The sequence below is a fragment of the Actinoplanes sp. L3-i22 genome (genome assembly GCF_019704555.1).
In the GTDB taxonomy this organism is placed as follows: Bacteria; Actinomycetota; Actinomycetes; order Mycobacteriales; family Micromonosporaceae; genus Actinoplanes.
Window position 1 is genome coordinate 3,283,480 of sequence record NZ_AP024745.1, and the last position, 16,718, is coordinate 3,300,197.

Consider the following 16,718-nt stretch of genomic DNA (forward strand, 5'->3'; position numbering starts at 1 on the left):
ACGGGGTGGGCATGCGACTGCGCACGGCGCTGGCGGCGGGGGTCGGCCTGGCCGCGGCGGTCCAGATCCTGCACCCGATGCTGCCCGGGCCGGCCGGATATGCCCTCTCCGACGCGATCGTCGCCGCCGCCGGCGGCTACGCCGCCTGGCACTATCTCCGCCGGGCACGCCAGGTCCGCGCGGCACACCGGGTCCGCGCCGCTTACGCTTTCGGAGCCTGCGCGTGTACGGCGTGGAGCCTCTCCAACCTCCTGATGCTCGCCGGCGTGCTGGCCTGGCCGGTCCTCAACGCCCCCGGCGCGCTCCTGTCCATGGTCGCCGCCGCCCTGGTCCCGGTCGCCGTGCTGCTCGCCGGCCACCGCCTGCGCGGCGTCGCCCGGGTCCGCCGGATCATCGACGTGGCCGCGGTCTCCGGCGCGGTCTTCGCCCTGGCCTGGGAATTCGTCCTGGCCGGGCTGGCCGGCGGCGCGATCCAGGGCTACGCCGTCACGATCGTCGCGGTGCTCGTGGTCGGCTCGTCGGTGGCGCTGGTGACCCTCTCCGAGTCCGCCCCGAACCGTGGCATGACCGCCCACCAGGTCCTGGCCGTCGCCGCGCTGCTGCAGGCCACCACCGTGCTGATCGCCCTGCGCAACGGGGTCACCGGCGACCCCTGGTACCGGTACGGCGCCGGGGCGGGCTACGTCCTCGGCGCCTGGGCGACCGCGGTCTCCAGCCGGCTGCGGATCTCCCGGCCCGGCGCGGACGTGGTGGAACGCCTGGTGTTCGGGCCGTGGGCGCTGCTGCCGTACCTCCCGGTGGTGAGCGCGGTCGGGGTCGCCGGGTGGCGCGAACTGCGCGACGGCCGGCTCAGCCCGGTCCTGGTCTGGCTGCTGCTGGCCAGCTTCTCGCTGGTCCTGATCCGGCAGTTCCTCACGCTGATCACGGTCGGCCGGCTCGCGGTGGCGCTGGAGGACCAGAAGGCGGCCCTCGCCCACCAGGCGCACCACGACGGACTCACCGGGCTGCCGAACCGGGTCGCCTTCCACAGCCGGGCCACCGAGATCCTGGCCCGGCGGCACACCGACGTCTGCGCGATGATGCTCGACCTGGACGGCTTCAAGCCGGTCAACGACACCCTCGGGCACGCCGCCGGGGACGAGGTGCTGGTGGTGGTCGCCGCGCGCCTCGCGGCCGGGCTGCGGGAGAGCGATCTGCTCAGCCGGTTCGGCGGGGACGAGTTCGCGATCCTGATCGCCGACGTGGGGCGGGAAGATGCGGGGGCCGCGGCGCAACGGCTGCTCGATCGGCTGGCCGAGCCGATGAGCGTGCACGGGGTGCAGGTGACCGTGGGCGGGAGCATCGGGCTGGCGTTTCTGCGGGGTGGGGACGTGGGCGGGATCGGGGGGTTGCTCCGGCGGGCGGATACCGCGATGTATGCGGCGAAGGCTTCGGGGAAGGGTGCGGTTCGCTGGTACGAGCCGGACAGTTGGACGGCTTCCGCATAGCGCTGGGATTCGCGTGGTCGATCCTCGGCACGGCGCGGGTCGTCCACACCGGTCGTGCGTGTGCGCCCCTCGGCATGACCCGCGGACCGACGATCATGGGGACGGCCCGGATCGTCGCTGCCCAGCACCGCAATCGACCTTCGTGGCAATCGTGGGGACCAGCTCGTTCGGCTCGGCTGGTCGTGAGGGCTGTCCGGGGTGTCTGTGGCGGCCGTGGGGACCAGCTCGTCCGGCTTGGCTGGTCGTGAGGGCTGTTCCATCGTGCTGGGACGGCCCTGAGTGCCAGCCGGGGGATTGCGCCGGCGGTGGAGCGGGCCCACGGCGTACCTCCGAAGCCACCGTAAACCGGCAACTCCCGCCAGTGGCGGCCGCAGCCGTGACCGGCAGCGGGCGGTGCGTGGCGAGCAAACCGCGGGCAGGCCGCCACCGTGACCGGCAGCGGGCGGTGGGTCGGCAAACGGGCCGGCCGTAGTCGTGATCAATCGGCGGGCGGCGCCTGGCGAGTCGGCAGTGAGCGGGTTGCGGCCGAGGGCAGTAGCTCTCGGCAAGCCGATCGCGGTCGGCCGCGGGCGTGATCAACGGCGGGCGGCGTCTGGCAAGAAGGGCGTGACCAGGGACGGAGGGCGTCCGGTGAGCCGCCGGGCTCGGCGCGGGTTATCCACACTGGCGGGTTGTCCACAGGCCGTCCGCGTGATCATGGCGCGGGCCGCGACAATGTGCTTGGGCAGGCCCCCGTGGTGGGTGGGGACTATCTGGTGGGGGTGCTCCGGGCCGGGTGGAGTCGTAATCTTGGTCTATGGGAGCGCACTGGTATGAGTCGTCCATCGACCGCCAGCTTCGTGAGGCTGCCGAGCGGGGCGAGTTCGAGAATCTGGCCGGGGCGGGAAAGCCGCTGACCGGGTACGGCGGGGAGTACGAGGACGACTGGTGGGTCAAGGACTGGGTCCGCCGGGAAGGGGCCACCGCGGGGGTGATCCCGCCGACCCTGGCGTTGCGCCGGTCGGCCGAGGATCTGGAGACCGTGGTCGACCGGCTGCCCACCGAGCGGGATGTCCGGGAGCATGTCGCCCAGCTCAACGCCCGCATCGACAAGGCGCGCCGCGGCCACCTGGACGGGCCGCCGGTGATCCTGCCGCCCTTCGACGCGGACGCGGTGGTCACCGCCTGGCAGGAACGCCGGCGCTGACGAGCGATAAAGACGGCGTGGCGGCAGCGATCGCGCTGCGGGCGAGCAACAACTCAGGGGCGATCAAAAACGGCCTGGCGGGTCAACCCGCCAGGCCGTCCGTGGAGCGTGGGTCAGCTCTCGAGGATCTGGATCGGCGACGCGGTCAGCGTGTCGCAGCTGACGTTCGCCAGCTCGATCGTGACGTCCGTGAACCAGAGGATCGGCAGGGTCAGCGGCGGCGGCTGCTCCGGCGTGAAGGTGACCGGGATCAGGCCGAACAGGTTGCCGGTCATCTTCGGGGTGTAGAAGCGGACGTGCCCGGTCGTGGTCAGCTCGGCGCTCTTGATCGTGGTGGTCGCGTCGCCCGGCTCGTCGATGGTCAGGCTGAACGGCTTGTTGACCGCCTTGTCCATGTTGAACTGGAGCGACTTGAGGACCCCGTTCTGGGTGGGTACGTCGGCGACGCCCTCGTAGGTCGAGTTGTACATGGTCAGCGAGTCGACCTTCATGATCCCCGGCTTGATCGAGGACTTGGGGATGCCGCCGTCGGCGACCAGGCCCTCCTGGCGGGCGCCGAGGCACGGGATGACGTCCTCGTCGGCGGCGGCCGCGCTGCTGGTGGTGGTCTTGGTCGGGGTGGCGGTGCCGCTCGCGGTCGGGGTCGCGTCGCCGCCGGCCGGCGCGGTGGTGGTCGTGGTGGCGGTCGGCTCCGCGGTGGGCTCGGTGGTCGCCGACGTCGTCGGCGACGCACTCGGAGTGGCCGACTCGTCGTCGCCGATGCCGAGCAGGTTGCCGACGCCGTCGACCACGTTCTGGAGGCCCTCGAGGATGGGGTTGCCGGCGTCCGCGGTGGCCGAGGCGGTGGGGCTGGCGGAGGCGGTGGCCGCGGCGCCCTTGGTCGCGCCGGCCGCGGCGGTGCCGGTGCGCGTGCCGGTCGGCTTGGCGGTGATCTTCGACTTGGCCGCGACCGAGGAGGTCGCGGCCGGCGACGAGGACGCCGAGCTGCTGATCGAGGGCAGGCCGGCCGGGCAGTCGTCGGCGCTGGCCGGGATGCGGCTGCCGATCAGGACCGTGGTGCCGACGACCGCCGGCACCATGATGATCGCGAGGGCCTTGCGGTTCAGGCCGCGGCGCGGGCCGGGCAGATCGCCACGCGGCTCGTCGGCCGCGGCCGTGGTCTGGCCGGCCGCGCCGAAGCTGCGGATCTCGGTGTGCGCCGCGCCGGAGGCGGGGCCGTCCTCGCGGGCCGGGGCGGCGCCGAAGCCGGGGAGGATGCTCGGGTCGCTGACCGCGGGCGGGGTCTCGTGCGGCCGGTCGTCGTGGCCGGCGACCTCGATCTGCTGGGTGGACTCACCCTCCGGGGCGTACTGCGGCGGGCCGGAGAAGCCGGTCGGGCCGGGGAGCCGGACGTCGGGCCGCGGGGCCTGCGGCGTCCAGGAGAGGCTGAGCGCCCCGCCGACGATGCCGAGGATCATGCCGAGGAACCAGCCGCCGAGGTTCAGCCCGATGAACGAGTAGAGCGCGGCGAGCAGGCCGATGATGCCGTAGAACACCCGCTGCTGCGGGGTGAACCAGACGAGCACGCCGCAGATCAGCATCAGGACCGGCAGCAGGTAGGAGAGGAACCCCTGCGGGCCGATGTGAATCTGGATGTTGGCCATGTCCATGTTCGAGCTCCAGAAGAACTCGACGCCGGACAGCAGGAGGAACAGGCCGCCCCAGAACGGCCGCGCCCGCCGCCACCGGCGGAACTTGCTCCAGAAATCGTCCGTGGCCACTCGTCCTCCAGAAACTGTATTTCACGTACGAAAAGGGGTGTTTCGACAAGCCGACGCGCAAAGGGGTGGGGCTCGCGGAGTGTGCCCCGCGAGCCCCGGAAAAGCTAGATCAGTAGCACTCGTTACCGGAGCCGCGGAGGAGCTTGAGGCTCATGCCGGTCAGCTTGAAGGTCGAAGCCGACGTCGAGTACGCCTTCTGCTTCAGGCTGTGGATGGTGACGTGGTCGGCCTGCTGGCCGAAGCCACCGGTCTCGCCCTTGGCGGAGCCCGCCTTGGTGAGGGAGCCCGCGTCGTTGCCGATCTCGATGTTGGTGAACGTGGCGTCGCCGCCCAGCTCGGACATGCCGATCAGCAGGTTCGAGGCCTGGACCTTCTTGTCCTTGTCCGCGCTGTCCTCGACCCCGGTCGCCGCCGTGATCTGCAGCGTGATCTGGCCCAGCGGGGTGCTCTGCGAGACCGACTGGCAGAGGCTGGTCAGCGTGGCGTCCTGGATGCCGGACATGGCGGCCGGGATGTAGTTCCCGCTGCCGTCCTTCAGGACACCGCTGTACTGGGTGAAGCCATCGCCCTCGAGCGTGGCGGCCGACAGCTTGAACTGGGTGCCGGACACGACAAAGTTCGCGGCCAGTGCGCCCGTCTGGAGCGCGACAACCAGGCCGGCGGCCACGGCGGTGGGCACGCCCACCGCGACGGCGAACCGACGCCAGTTGGTGCGTCCGGCGGCCGGAACGCTCTGCGAATCCTCCACGGATCCTCCTATAAGAGTGATGACGGCCTACCGGCCACACCGTCGATGGCTCGCATCGACGGGCGACACTTTGCCAGCCGTCGACAGCGAGGCGGGTCGATGCCGTCGTCGTAACGTTCGGGAAATGTTGCCGCTCCGGCACGGTGACTACAAGGGCCATGGCTACTAGTCAGTAACCCACATCACTTGATCTTGGTGACTCTGTGTGATGTTGCTGTCTGGGGTGTCCGAAATTCCGGCTATAAACCCGACAATCGGCCCGGGTTCACCGGTGTGGCGGTAACCACAGGTATACGAGACATCGTTGATTACGGATCGGTAACGAAGTCCAGAGATCTCTCAGAAACCGCTTTCACCGGCCCGGAAGCCAGCCGGAGCCGAGATCCGGACGATGGATCTCTCCACCGAATGGGCAGCCGGACTCATGTCCACCCGGGCAGCTGCCGATGTGAGGGACATGATCGCCTTGCGGGAGCGCGGCCGATGAGGCTGCGGCGCCGGCTCAACCTGGGCTTCGCCGCCCTGTTGGTGCTCTTCACGGCGTTCCTCGTGGTGCAGTTCGGGGTCAGCGCGCGGGTGCGCGACGACCACGACGTGCGGGTGGCCCGGATCGGCACGGTCCGGGAGGCGAACCGGCACGCCCTGCAGCGGATGACCGACGCGGAGACCGGGATCCGCGGCTTCCAGCTCACCGGCGAGCGGCTGTTCCTGGAGCCGTACCAGAGCGGGCGGGGCGCCGCCCTGGCCGCGCTGAGCCAGGGCGCCCGGCAGACCAGCGACCCGCAGACCCGGGAGCTGCTCGAGGCCGAGTGGCAGGCCGCGTCCGACTGGCTCGCCCAGTACGCCGAGCAGGTCACCGCCGGCCGCGCGCCGGTCGGGATCGAGGACGAGGCGCTCGGCAAGCAGCTCTTCGACCGGGTCCGGGCGCTCAACGCCGCCACCGACGACGCGATCAACGCCCAGCTGCGCGCCGAGAACACCGCCGACCGCCGGCTCGACCGGCTGATCGGGATCGTCTCCGCCGCGCTGGTGCTGGCCGTGCTCGGCGCCGGGTACCTGCTGGTCCGGATCAGCCGCCGCCAGCTGCTGGTCCCGCTGGCCCGGGTCGGCGACACCATCCGGCTGCTGGCCGGCGGCGATCGGTCGGCGCGGGCCGAGGCGGCGGGGGCGGCGGAACTCCGTACCGTGATCGACGCTTTGAATGATCTTGCCGCGCAGACCGAGGAACACCTCGCCGCGGAGCAGGCCCGGACCGCCCGCGCCGGGTTGTGCCAGGCGGTCCTCGGCGAGCTGCAGAAGGAGGACGCGGACCCGGCGACCATCGGCAACCGGGTGGTCGCCCGGATCGGCGACGCGCTCGGGGCGGTCGCGGTGCACAGCGAGCTGTACGTGCCGGGCACCGGGCAGATCCGGGTGTGCCGGCCGGAGTCCGCGGCGGACCTCGACCCGGCGGTCGCCGCCGAGTTGCGGGCGGGGGAGCCCGGGCAGGCCGTCGCCCGGCCGGACGGTGGGCTGGCGATCGCGCTGGGTGGCGACGCCGAGTACTCCGGCGGCTTCCTGCTGATCTGCCGGGAGTCCGCGCGGGAGTGGAAGGAGACCGAGCGCAAGCTGCTGACCAGCGTGGCCCGGGAGATCGAGCGGGCGCTGCGCCAGCTGGGCGTCCGGGTGCAGCAGGACCTGCTGATCAGCGAGCTGCGGATGCTGGACCAGCGCAAGGACGTCTTCATCCAGACCGTCACGCACGAGCTGCGGACGCCGCTGACCAGCATTCTCGGCTACACCGAGATGCTCACCGACGACGACGCGGAGCTGACGCCGATGCAGCTCCGGTCGCTCACCGCGATCCTGCGCAACGCGCACCGGCTCCAGGACACCATCGGCGACCTGTTGCTGCTGGACCGGCCGGCGACCGCCGCGGACGCGGTCACCGAACCGCTCGATCTGGCCACCGTGGCCACCGTCGTGCACGCCGAGCTGGGCGCGGCGGCCCAGGCCAAGGAGCTGACGGTCAGCTTCGAGGCCGAGGTGGCCTGGGTGCGCGGCGACCGGACCCAGCTGCAGCGGGCGCTGCGCAAGCTGATGGAGAACGCGATCAAGTTCACCCCGGCCGGCGGCAGCGTGACCTGGCGGTGCGGCGGCGACGAGCGGACCGTGACGATCGCGGTCACCGACACCGGGATCGGCATCCCGCCCGAGGACGTGCCCGGCCTGTTCACCCCGTTCCACCGGGCCGGCAACGCGATGGACCAGGCGGTGCAGGGCCCCGGCCTGGGGCTGGCGATCGTCCGGGACATCGTCCGCGACCACGGCGGCGGCATCGCCGTGCAGTCGGTGGTGGGCCGGGGCAGCACGTTCACGGTCACCCTCCCGGCGGTGCCGGCCCCGGCTCAGGTGCCGGTGACCACCGGCTGAGCCGGCATCCGGACCACCCGGAGGCCGTCCAGATCCGCCGTCCGGTGGGTGATCAGCAGGACCGTCCGGTCGCCGGCCGCCACCAGCAGGTCACGGACCAGCGCGCCGGCGGTCGCGTCGTCCAGGTGCTCGCCCGGCTCGTCGAGGATCAGCACCCGGGCGTCGGTGAGCAGCAGCCGGGCCAGCGCGAGCCGCCGCCGCTGCCCGCCGGAGAGCGCCATCCCGTGCTCGCCGACCAGCGTCTCCAGCCCGGCCGGCAGGGTCTCGACCCAGTCCCGCAGGCGCGCCCGCTCCAGCGCGGCGAGCAGTTCGGCATCGGTGCCGCCGGGCCGGGCGATCCGCAGGTTCGCGCCGATCGTGGTGTCGAACAGGTAGGCGTCCTCCGGCAGGTAGCCGACGATCTCCCGGACCCGGTCGGGCGGAATGCTCCGCAGATCGGCGCCGTCGAGGGTGATCCGGCCGGCCACCGGGTCGAGGAAGCGGACCAGCAGCGCGGCGATCGTGCTCTTGCCCGAGCCGCTCGGCCCGGTCAGCGCGACGCGGGCGCCGGGCGGCAGGGTCAGATCGACGCCGGCGACCGCGATCCGATCCGCCGTCCAGGCGGCCGTCACGCTCTCCAGGCGCAGTTCCGGGACCGTACCCGGGATCGGCGGCGCTGAGCCCGCAGCGTCGCTCTCAGCGGCCGTAACCGTCCCGTCCTTTCGCTCGCCGAGCGACCGGATCTCGGCGAGGCGCCGCATCGACTCGCGCGCGGCCGCCCAGCGCTGGGCGGCGGCCGGGAGCGGGCCGGCGATCTCGAAGACCGCCAGCGGCGTGAGCACGACGAGGGCCAGCAGTTCCCCGGGCAGGGTCCCGGCGCGCACCGCGGCGGCGCCGGCGAGCAGTCCGGCCAGCACGCTGACGCCGGTGCCGAGGGCGGTCACCGCGGCGCCCAGCCCCGCGGTCGCCGCGGACCTCTTCGAGGCCGCGGTCAGGCGTCGGTCCAGGAGGGCGATCCGCTCGCGGTTCAGATCGATTGCCCGGTACGCCGTCAGGTCCGCCAGCCCGTGCACCAGATCCACCACGCCGGTGCCGAGCTCGGCCCGCAACGGCGCGAGCCGCCCGTCCGCCCGGCGCGCGGCGGTCCGCTGCAGCAGCGGCACCAGCACCCCGACGACCAGCAGCGCGGCCGCCAGGGTGAGCCCGGCGACCGGCACCAGCGCGCTCAGGACCAGGACCGTCGCGAGCCCGGTCACGGCGGCCACGGCGTACGGCAGGAACACCCGGGTGACCAGGTCGAGGACCGCGTCGACGTCGGCGGCGAGGCGCTGGGCCAGGTCGGCGCGGCGGAAGTCGGCGAGCCCGGCCGGCGCGTGCGCCGCCAGCCGGCGGTACAGCCGGACGCGGACGTCGCCGAGGACCCGGAACGCGGCGTCGTGGCCGAGCAGCCGTTCCAGGTAGCGCAGCACGCCCCGGCCCAGGCCGCAGGCGCGGACCGCGACGATCGCGACCATCAGGTGCAGGATCGGCGGATGCAGCGCGGCCCGGGAGATCAGCCAGGCGGCGACCGCGGCGAGGGTGACCGCGCAGCCCGCGGCGCCGGCCCCGGCGAGCACCGCCAGGGTGAGCCTTCCCCCGGCCGGGCGGATCACGGCCAGGGTCGTCACGACTGCCCCACCGGGACCCGGCCGACCTCGACGACGCGGTCGGCGAGGCTGATCAGTTCCGGACGGTGCGCGGCGATCAGCACGGTCCGGCCGCGGGCCAGCTCACGGATCGAGGTCATCACCCCGGCCGCGGTCGCCGCGTCGAGGTTCGCGGTCGGCTCGTCGAGCAGCACGATCGGCGCGTCCCGCAGGAACGCCCGGGCGAGCGCGACCCGCTGCCGCTGACCGGCGGAGAGCCCGGTTCCGGCGTCGCCCAGGGTGACGTCGGCGAAGCCGGTCGCGCCGGCTCGGCGTACGGCGGAATCGATCCGCTCTGCCGGGAAGTCGGCGCCGAGCGTGATGTTCTCCCGCACGGACGCGGCCAGCAGGTGCGGCCGCTGCGGGACCCAGGCGATCCAGCTCCGCCAGCGGTCCGGGTCCAGCTCGTTCAGGGGGATGCCGCCGACGGTGACCCGGCCGGACTCCGGGGTGACGAAGCCGAGCAGGACCGCGAGCGCGGTGGACTTCCCGCAGCCGGACGGGCCGGTCAGCGCGACCACCTCGCCGGGCGTGATCGTCGCGGACAGGCGCAGGGCCGGTTCGCTCCGGCCGGGGTAGCGGACCTCGACGTCGTCGAAGACGATCGGGCCGGAGACCGGCGCCCGGGTGCCGGCCGGCGGGACCGGCGTCTCCAGGATCGCGAAGACCTCCTCGGCGGCGGCCAGCCCCTCCGCGCTGGCGTGGTAGTTCGCGCCGACCTCGCGCAGCGGCCGGTACGCCTCCGGCGCCAGGATCAGCACCAGCAGCGCGGTGGTCAGGTCCAGGTGCCCGGCGACCAGCCGCAGCCCGATGCCGACCGCGACCAGCGCCACCGACAGCGTGGCCAGCAGCTCCAGGACCAGCGAGGAGAGGAACGCGGTGCGCAGCGTGCGCATCGTCTCGGCGCGCTGCTGGTCGCTGATCCGGCGGATGATCCCGGCCTGCGCCCGGGCCCGCCCGAGCAGCTTCAGCGTGGGCAGCCCGGCGACCACGTCCAGGAAATGGTGCGAGAGCCGGGCCAGGAGCCGGAACTGCCGGCGGTTCTGTGCCTCGGTGTGCATCCCGACCAGGGCCATGAACAGCGGGATCAGCGGCAGGGTGACCGCGATCGTGACGGTCGCGGTCAGGTCGGCGGGCAGCAGCCGGGCCAGCACGATGCCCGGCACGAGCACGGCCAGGACCAGCTGCGGCAGGTACCTGGCGAAGTATCCGTCGAGCGCGTCCAGACCGTGCGTGACCAGGGTCGCGACCTCGCCGGCCGGGCGCTGCCGAGCCGGGCCGAGGGCGGCCAGCTGGGCGACGAGCCGGCCGCGCAGCTCGCTCTTGACCGCGGCCGCCGAGCGGGCCGACGCCAGCTCCTGCAGCCAGGCCACGCCGGCCCGGGCCACGATCACGACGGCCAGGGCGAGCCAGGCCGGGTCGCGGTGCTCGAGGAAGACCGCGGTGATCGCGGTCGCGAGCAGGGTGGCCTGGGCGACGAGCAGGGCGGCGTGGATCGCCCCGAGGCACACCGTGGCGGCCAGATGGGTCCGGGTGCTCCGGCCGTACCGAAGCAATCTTGGGTCTAGGGGTTTCATGCCGGAATGTCGCTGAGCGTGAGGCGCTTGCGGAAGATCCAGTAGGTCCAGCCCTGGTAGCTCAGCACGATCGGGGTGAAGAAGACCGCCACCCAGGTCATCACCTTCAAGGTGTACGGCGTCGACGACGCGTTGTGCACGGTCAGGCTGTACGCCGCGCCGAGCGTGGACGGCATCACGTCCGGGAAGAGCGTCACGAACAGCGCCGCCACCGCCAGCAACAAGGTCGCGCCGGTGGCCGCGAACGCCCAGCCCTCGCGCCGTGCCCGGGTCAGCGGGATCGCCGTGACCAGCGCGATCGCGGCGGCCGCGGAGAGCGCGATGCCCCAGCCGTCGCCGTGCGTGATCCCGGTCCAGACCAGGAAGGCGGCCGCGATCGGCACCGAGACCAGCGCCATCGTCTCGGCGATCTGCCCGGCCTGCTCGCGCATCGGGCCGTCGGTCTTGAGTGCCAGGAAGACCGCGCCGTGCAGCGTGCACAGGGCGAGCGTGGTCAGGCCGCCGAGCAGCGCATACGGGTTGAGCAGGTTGACGAAGCCGCCGACGTACTCGTGGTTCGCGTCGATCGGCACGCCGCGCAGGATGTTGCCGAACGCGACGCCCCACAGGATCGCCGGGAGCAGGCTGCCCACGAAGATCGCGACGTCCCAGCGCTTCTTCCAGGTGGCCCCGGCGCGCTTGCCGCGGTACTCGAAGGCGACGCCGCGCACGATCAGCGACACCAGGATGATCAGCAACGGCAGGAAGAAGCCGCTGAACAGGGTGGCGTACCACTCCGGGAAGGCGGCGAAGGTGGCGCCGCCGGCGACCAGCAGCCACACCTCGTTGCCGTCCCAGACCGGGCCGATCGTGTTGATCGCCAGGCGGCGGGAGCGGTCGTCGCGGCCGACGAACGGGAGCAGGATGCCGACGCCGAAGTCGAAGCCCTCGAGGAGGAAGTAGCCGGCCCAGAGGACGGCGATCAGCAGGAACCAGACGGTGGTGAGATCCATTTCTTCCCTCAGCTCAGTACGCGAAGGCGAGCGGCCGGTCGGCCTCGTCGGTCGGTGCGGGGATCTCGGGCGCGCCGGCGCCGGCGTACTTCAGGAACAGACCGACCTCGATCACCGCGAGAATCCCGTAGAGCACGGTGAGCACGATCAGGCCGGTCGCGGCCTCGCCCGTGGAGACCGAAGGTGATCCGGACCCGGCGGTCTTGAACAGGCCGAACACCGTCCACGGCTGGCGGCCCATCTCGGTGAAGATCCAGCCGAACGAGTTGGCCAGCAGCGGCATCGCGACCGTGGTGACGCCGGCGATCCACAGCCAGCGGCCCTTCGGCCGGCGCTCGCCGCGGTTGGACCAGAGGGTGAGCAGGGCGACCAGCATGGCGAGCCCGCCGAAGCCGATCATCAGGCGGAACGACCAGTAGGTGACCGGGACGATCGGGGTGTAGTCGCCCGGGCCGTACTTCTGCTCGGACTCGGCCTGCAGGTCGTTGATCCCCTCGACGGTGCCGGACGGGCCGCCGGTGGCCATGAACGAGAGCAGGGACGGGATCCGGACGCTCCAGACCTCCTCCTTGCCGTCCAGCGAGCCGATCGTGAAGACCGAGAACGAGGCCGAGCCGGTGGTCTCGTAGAGCGCCTCGGCGGCGGCCATCTTCATCGGCTGCTGCTCGGTCATCACCCGGGCCTGCACGTCCCCGGTGATCAGCACGCCCAGCCCGGCGATCAGCACCACCCAGGCGCCCAGCCGCAGCGAGGGCCGGAAGACCTCCTCCTGGTGGCCCTTGCGCAGGTGCCAGGCGGAGACCGCGAGCAGCAGCGCGCCGGCGGTCAGGAAGCAGGCGGTCAGCGTGTGCGGGACGGTGACCAGCGTGGTCTTCTGGGTCAGCACGGCGCCGATGCTGGTCAGCTCGGCCCGCCCGGCGCCCATCCGCCAGCCGACCGGGTGCTGCATCCAGGAGTTCGCGGCCAGGATGAAGTAGGCGGAGAGCATCGTGCCGATCGACGCGGTCCAGATCGTGGCCAGGTGCACGCGCTTCGGCAGCCGGTCCCAGCCGAAGATCCACAGGCCCAGGAACGTCGACTCCAGGAAGAAGGCCAGCAGGCCCTCCATGGCGAGCGGGGCGCCGAAGACGTCGCCGACGAACCGCGAGTAGTTCGACCAGTTCATCCCGAACTGGAACTCCTGCACGATGCCGGTGACCACGCCGATCGCGAAGTTGATCAGGAACAGCTTGCCCCAGAACTTCGTCGCCCGGAGGTAGTGCTCCTTACCCGTCCGGACCCAGGCGGTCTGCAGGCCCGCCACCAGGGCCGAGAGCCCGATCGTTATCGGAACGAAGATGAAGTGGTACACGGTGGTGATTCCGAATTGCCACCGCGATAGGTCGAGCGCATCCACCGAAGATCCTTTCCGCAACGTCTCCCTGAGCCTTGACCAGCGGAAACCGGTCGATCAGGGCCGAAGGTCCCGAGTGCGGACCGCGGAAGGTCCCGGTTCACGACGGACAGGAAGAACACCAAGAGCGGAAACACACGGCGCGTAGCGTAAAAACGTGGACCTGCACACGGTGACCGACGTGATCAGCGCGCCCGAGCCCGGCATGTGGCGACCCGGGGACGCCTGGCTGGGCGGGGGGACGGCGCTCTTCGGAGAGCCGCGCCCATCGATCTCCCGGCTGCTCGACCTGCCGTCGGCCGGGTGGCCTGCGCTGACCGTGCGTGACGACGGCGTGGAGGTCGCGGCGACCTGCACGGTCGCCGAGCTGTACCGCGGTCTCGGCGAGTACCCGATCGCCGGGCAGTGCTGCCACTCGTTCCTGGCCTCGTTCAAGATCTGGAACGTCGCGACGGTGGGCGGGAACCTGTGCTCGGCGTTGCCGGCCGGGCCGATGATCTCGCTGTGCTCGGCGCTCGGCGGGGTCTGCCTGCTGATCGACGCTTCGGGTGCGGAGCGGTCTGTGCCTGTCGCGGACTTCGTGGTTGACGACGGACGGACCCTGCTCCGGGACGGGGAGCTCCTGCGGTCGATCTTTCTGCCCTGGGCGGCGCTGCGAGGGCGGACCGCCTTCCGGCGCGGATCGCTGCATCGGCACGGGCGATCGGCCGTACTTCTCATCGGGGTTTTGGGTGAGGACGGCGGCCTGGAGCTGACGGTTACCGCGGCCACCCGCCGCCCCTGGGTTTTCCGGTTTTCCGCGGTGCCCTCCGAGCTTTCCACCGCTCTCGCGGCCATCCCGCCGGAGGCCTGGACCGACGACGTGCACGGGCGGCCGGTCTGGCGCGCGCATCTGACCAGGTATTTCGCGGAGCAGATCAGGGTGGAGCTGAGCGCATGAGCGTGGAGATCAACGGAACGGCCCACGAGCGTGCGCCCCGGCCCGGCCAGTGCCTGCGGACCTACCTGCGCGAGGAGGGCTGCTTCGGGGTCAAGAAGGGCTGCGACGCCGGTGACTGCGGGGCGTGCACGGTGCACATCGACGGCGAGCCGGTGCACTCGTGCGTCTACCCGGCGTTCCGCGCGCAGGGCCGCTCGGTGACCACGATCGAGGGTCTGGGCACACCCGAGGACCTGCACCCGGTGCAGGAGGCGTTCCTGTCCGCACAAGGATTTCAATGCGGATTCTGTACGGCGGGTCTGATCATGACGACCGCCGCGCTCACCGAGGAGCAACGCTCCGACCTGCCCCGTTCGCTCAAGGGCAACCTCTGCCGGTGCACGGGTTACCGCGCGGTCGCGGACGCCGTCGCCGGGAAGTGCAACGTGTCCCGATCCGGCCCGGCCGTCGGCTCGGCCCTGGGCGCGCCGGCCGGCCCGCAGGTGGTGACCGGGACCGCGCGGTACACGTTCGACCTCGACGTGCCCGGGGTGCTGCACCTCAAGGTGCTGCGCTCGCCGCACGCCCACGCCCGGATCGTCGCGGTGGACACCGCCGCGGCCATGCTGGTGCCCGGGGTCGAGCTGATCCTGACCCACAAGGACTCGCCGGACCGGCTGTTCTCCACCGCCCAGCACGAGAACGTGGCCGAGGACCCGGCGGACACCCGGGTGCTCGACGAGGTGGTGCGGTTCGCCGGGCAGCGGGTCGCGGCGGTCGTCGCGTCGAGCGAGGCGGCCGCCGAGGAGGCCTGCCGCCGGCTGCGGGTCGAGTACGAGCCGCTGCCGGCCGTGCTGGACCCGGTGTCCGCGCTGGCCGCCGACGCGCCGCTGGTGCACGGGGACAAGCGGGGCCGGAACGTGGTGGGGGAGCTGCACGCGTCGCTCGGCGACATCGAGGCCGGGTTCGCGGCGGCCGACGAGGTGTACGAGGCGACGTTCCGGACCGCGCGGGTGCAGCACGCGGCGCTGGAGACGCACGGGGCGGTGGGGTGGCTGGACGAGGACGGGCGGCTGGTGATCCGGTCCAGCACGCAGACGCCGTTCCTGACCCGGCGGGCGGTGGCGTCGCTCTACGACCTGCCGCTCGATCGGGTGCGGGTGATGGCGGGGCGGGTCGGGGGTGGGTTCGGGGGCAAGCAGGAGATGCTCGTCGAGGACCTGGTGGCGCTGGCCGTGCTGCGGACCGGGCGGCCGGTGAAGTGGGAGTTCACCCGGTCGGAGCAGTTCTACGGGGCGACCACTCGGCATCCGTTCGTGGTGACGGTCAAGGCGGGGGCTCGGCGGGATGGTCTGCTGACCGGGTTGCAGTTGTCCGTGCTGGTGGATACCGGGGCTTACGGGAACCATGGGCCGTCGGTGATGTTCCACGGGTGTCATGAATCGGTCGCAGTGTATAAGTGCGCAAATATGCGGACAGATGCGCATGCGGTGTATACCAACACCGTGCCTGCCGGGGCTTTTCGCGGGTACGGGCTGGGGCAGGTGACGTTCGCGGTTGAGTCCGTATTAGACGAGTTGTCACGACTTATCGGGATTGATCCGGTCAGGTTTCGGGAGTTGAACGTGGTTCGGGCCGGGGATGATCTGGCGGCTCCCGGGGAGCACGTCGAGGATCTCGGGATTGCTTCGTACGGGCTGGATCAGTGCTTGCAGAAAATGCGGACATGTAGCGAAATTGCTGACATAGCGCCTGATGGTTGGCTGGTCGGTGAGGGTATGGCGATCGCGATGATCGCTGCCGGGCCGCCCGGTGGGCACTTTGCCGATGCGACAATTCGGGCATTGGGTGCGGGGCGGTATGAGCTCTCGGTCGGGACCGCGGAATTCGGGAACGGGAGCACGACCGTGCACGCCCAGATCGCCGCCGACGAACTGGGCACCACGCCGGACAAGATCGTGATCCGGCAGTCGGACACCGACGTGGTCCGGCACGACACCGGGGCGTTCGCCTCCACCGGGGTGGTGGTCGCCGGGCAGGCGGTGCTGCGGGCGGCCCGGGCGCTGGTCGCCTCCGGGGGCACGGTCGGGCACGGGCACTTCGACGGGACGCCGCGGTCGGTGGCGTTCAACGCGCAGTGGTTCCGGGTCGCCGTCGACCCGGCGACCGGGGAGCTGCGGATCCTGCGCAGCGTGCACAGCGCGGACGCCGGGACGGTGATGAACCCGCTGCAGTTGCGCGGGCAGATCGAGGGCGGGGTGGCGCAGGCGCTCGGGGCGACCCTCGCCGAGCACGTCGACCTGGACGCGAACGGGCACGTCACCACGACTACGTTCCGGCAGTATCACCTGCCGACGTTCGCGGACACGCCGTACACCGAGGTCCACTTCGCCTCGACCCGGGACGAGATCGGGCCGCTCGGCGCGAAGTCGATGAGCGAGAGTCCGTACAACCCGGTCGCGCCGGCCCTGGCCAACGCCTTGCGGGACGCCATCGGCCTCCGCCTCACCGACATCCCGTTCACCGCCGACCGCATCTGGCAGGCCATCCAGGACAGCCACTGAACCCGCGCCGCCCGGT

11 protein-coding genes are annotated in these 16,718 nt (G+C 71.9%); 5 read left to right on the top strand and 6 right to left on the bottom strand.

What is annotated here, in order from left to right:
- Window positions 1–11 precede the first annotated feature (11 nt).
- Together L3i22_RS14550 and L3i22_RS14555 are read left to right on the top strand one after the other, a co-directional pair.
- Window positions 12–1,487 (top strand): GGDEF domain-containing protein, encoded by a 1,476-nt coding sequence (locus L3i22_RS14550; protein WP_221327494.1) that lies wholly within the window; start codon window positions 12–14, stop codon window positions 1,485–1,487.
- 796 nt (window positions 1,488–2,283) lie between these two features.
- A complete protein-coding gene (locus L3i22_RS14555) occupies window positions 2,284–2,673 on the top strand; it encodes a DUF1992 domain-containing protein (RefSeq protein WP_221327495.1) in 390 nt (129 codons plus the stop codon).
- Window positions 2,674–2,786: 113 nt separating this feature from the next.
- Here L3i22_RS14555 and L3i22_RS14560 read toward each other — a convergent pair whose 3' ends face one another.
- Together L3i22_RS14560 and L3i22_RS14565 are read right to left on the bottom strand one after the other, a co-directional pair.
- Entirely contained in the window at window positions 2,787–4,433 is a 1,647-nt protein-coding gene (locus tag L3i22_RS14560) for a DUF6114 domain-containing protein (protein WP_221327496.1), read from the bottom strand.
- A 109-nt stretch (window positions 4,434–4,542) separates the two neighbouring features.
- A complete protein-coding gene (locus L3i22_RS14565; RefSeq protein WP_221327497.1) occupies window positions 4,543–5,181 on the bottom strand; it encodes a DUF6230 family protein in 639 nt (212 codons plus the stop codon).
- 483 nt (window positions 5,182–5,664) lie between these two features.
- On the opposite strand from L3i22_RS14565, the gene L3i22_RS14570 reads away from it, so the two are divergent.
- Window positions 5,665–7,593 (top strand): ATP-binding protein, encoded by a 1,929-nt coding sequence (locus tag L3i22_RS14570; protein WP_221327498.1) that lies wholly within the window; start codon window positions 5,665–5,667, stop codon window positions 7,591–7,593.
- Here the strand turns inward: L3i22_RS14570 and cydC are convergent.
- Genes cydC through L3i22_RS14590 form a run of 4 tightly spaced genes read right to left on the bottom strand, consistent with a single transcriptional unit; the run spans window position 7,569 to window position 13,222 of the window.
- Window positions 7,569–9,239 carry a thiol reductant ABC exporter subunit CydC gene (gene cydC, locus L3i22_RS14575; protein ID WP_221327499.1) on the bottom strand — a complete coding sequence of 557 codons (1,671 nt, stop codon included), beginning with the start codon at window positions 9,237–9,239 and terminating at the stop codon, window positions 7,569–7,571. The genes L3i22_RS14570 and cydC overlap by 25 nt on opposite strands.
- Window positions 9,236–10,834, bottom strand: a complete 1,599-nt coding sequence (gene cydD / locus L3i22_RS14580; RefSeq protein WP_221327500.1) for a thiol reductant ABC exporter subunit CydD — start codon at window positions 10,832–10,834, stop codon at window positions 9,236–9,238. The genes cydC and cydD overlap by 4 nt, the downstream gene beginning before the upstream one ends.
- A complete protein-coding gene (cydB, locus tag L3i22_RS14585) occupies window positions 10,831–11,826 on the bottom strand; it encodes a cytochrome d ubiquinol oxidase subunit II (protein WP_221327501.1) in 996 nt (331 codons plus the stop codon). The genes cydD and cydB overlap by 4 nt, the downstream gene beginning before the upstream one ends.
- A 13-nt stretch (window positions 11,827–11,839) precedes the next feature.
- Window positions 11,840–13,222: a cytochrome ubiquinol oxidase subunit I gene (locus L3i22_RS14590; protein WP_221327502.1), complete on the bottom strand. Its 1,383-nt coding sequence runs from the start codon at window positions 13,220–13,222 to the stop codon at window positions 11,840–11,842.
- 154 nt (window positions 13,223–13,376) lie between these two features.
- Here L3i22_RS14590 and L3i22_RS14595 point away from each other — a divergent pair, with 154 nt between their 5' ends.
- Together L3i22_RS14595 and L3i22_RS14600 are read left to right on the top strand one after the other, a co-directional pair.
- Window positions 13,377–14,159, top strand: coding sequence for an FAD binding domain-containing protein (locus L3i22_RS14595; RefSeq protein WP_221327503.1), 783 nt, complete (start codon window positions 13,377–13,379; stop codon window positions 14,157–14,159).
- Complete coding sequence (locus L3i22_RS14600; RefSeq protein ID WP_221327504.1) at window positions 14,156–16,702, top strand: molybdopterin-dependent oxidoreductase; 2,547 nt, start codon at window positions 14,156–14,158, stop codon at window positions 16,700–16,702. The genes L3i22_RS14595 and L3i22_RS14600 overlap by 4 nt, the downstream gene beginning before the upstream one ends.
- Window positions 16,703–16,718: the final 16 nt, after the last annotated feature.

Bases quoted from the DNA above. Each gene is read 5' to 3' on its own strand.
- cydD (WP_221327500.1), bottom strand. From the start codon at position 10,834: ATGAAACCCCTAGACCCAAGATTGCTTCGGTACGGCCGGAGCACCCGG.
- L3i22_RS14555 (WP_221327495.1), top strand. From the start codon at position 2,284: ATGGGAGCGCACTGGTATGAGTCGTCCATCGACCGCCAGCTTCGTGAG.
- L3i22_RS14600 (WP_221327504.1), top strand. From the start codon at position 14,156: ATGAGCGTGGAGATCAACGGAACGGCCCACGAGCGTGCGCCCCGGCCC.
- L3i22_RS14570 (WP_221327498.1), top strand. From the start codon at position 5,665: ATGAGGCTGCGGCGCCGGCTCAACCTGGGCTTCGCCGCCCTGTTGGTG.
- L3i22_RS14550 (WP_221327494.1), top strand. From the start codon at position 12: ATGCGACTGCGCACGGCGCTGGCGGCGGGGGTCGGCCTGGCCGCGGCG.
- cydB (WP_221327501.1), bottom strand. From the start codon at position 11,826: ATGGATCTCACCACCGTCTGGTTCCTGCTGATCGCCGTCCTCTGGGCC.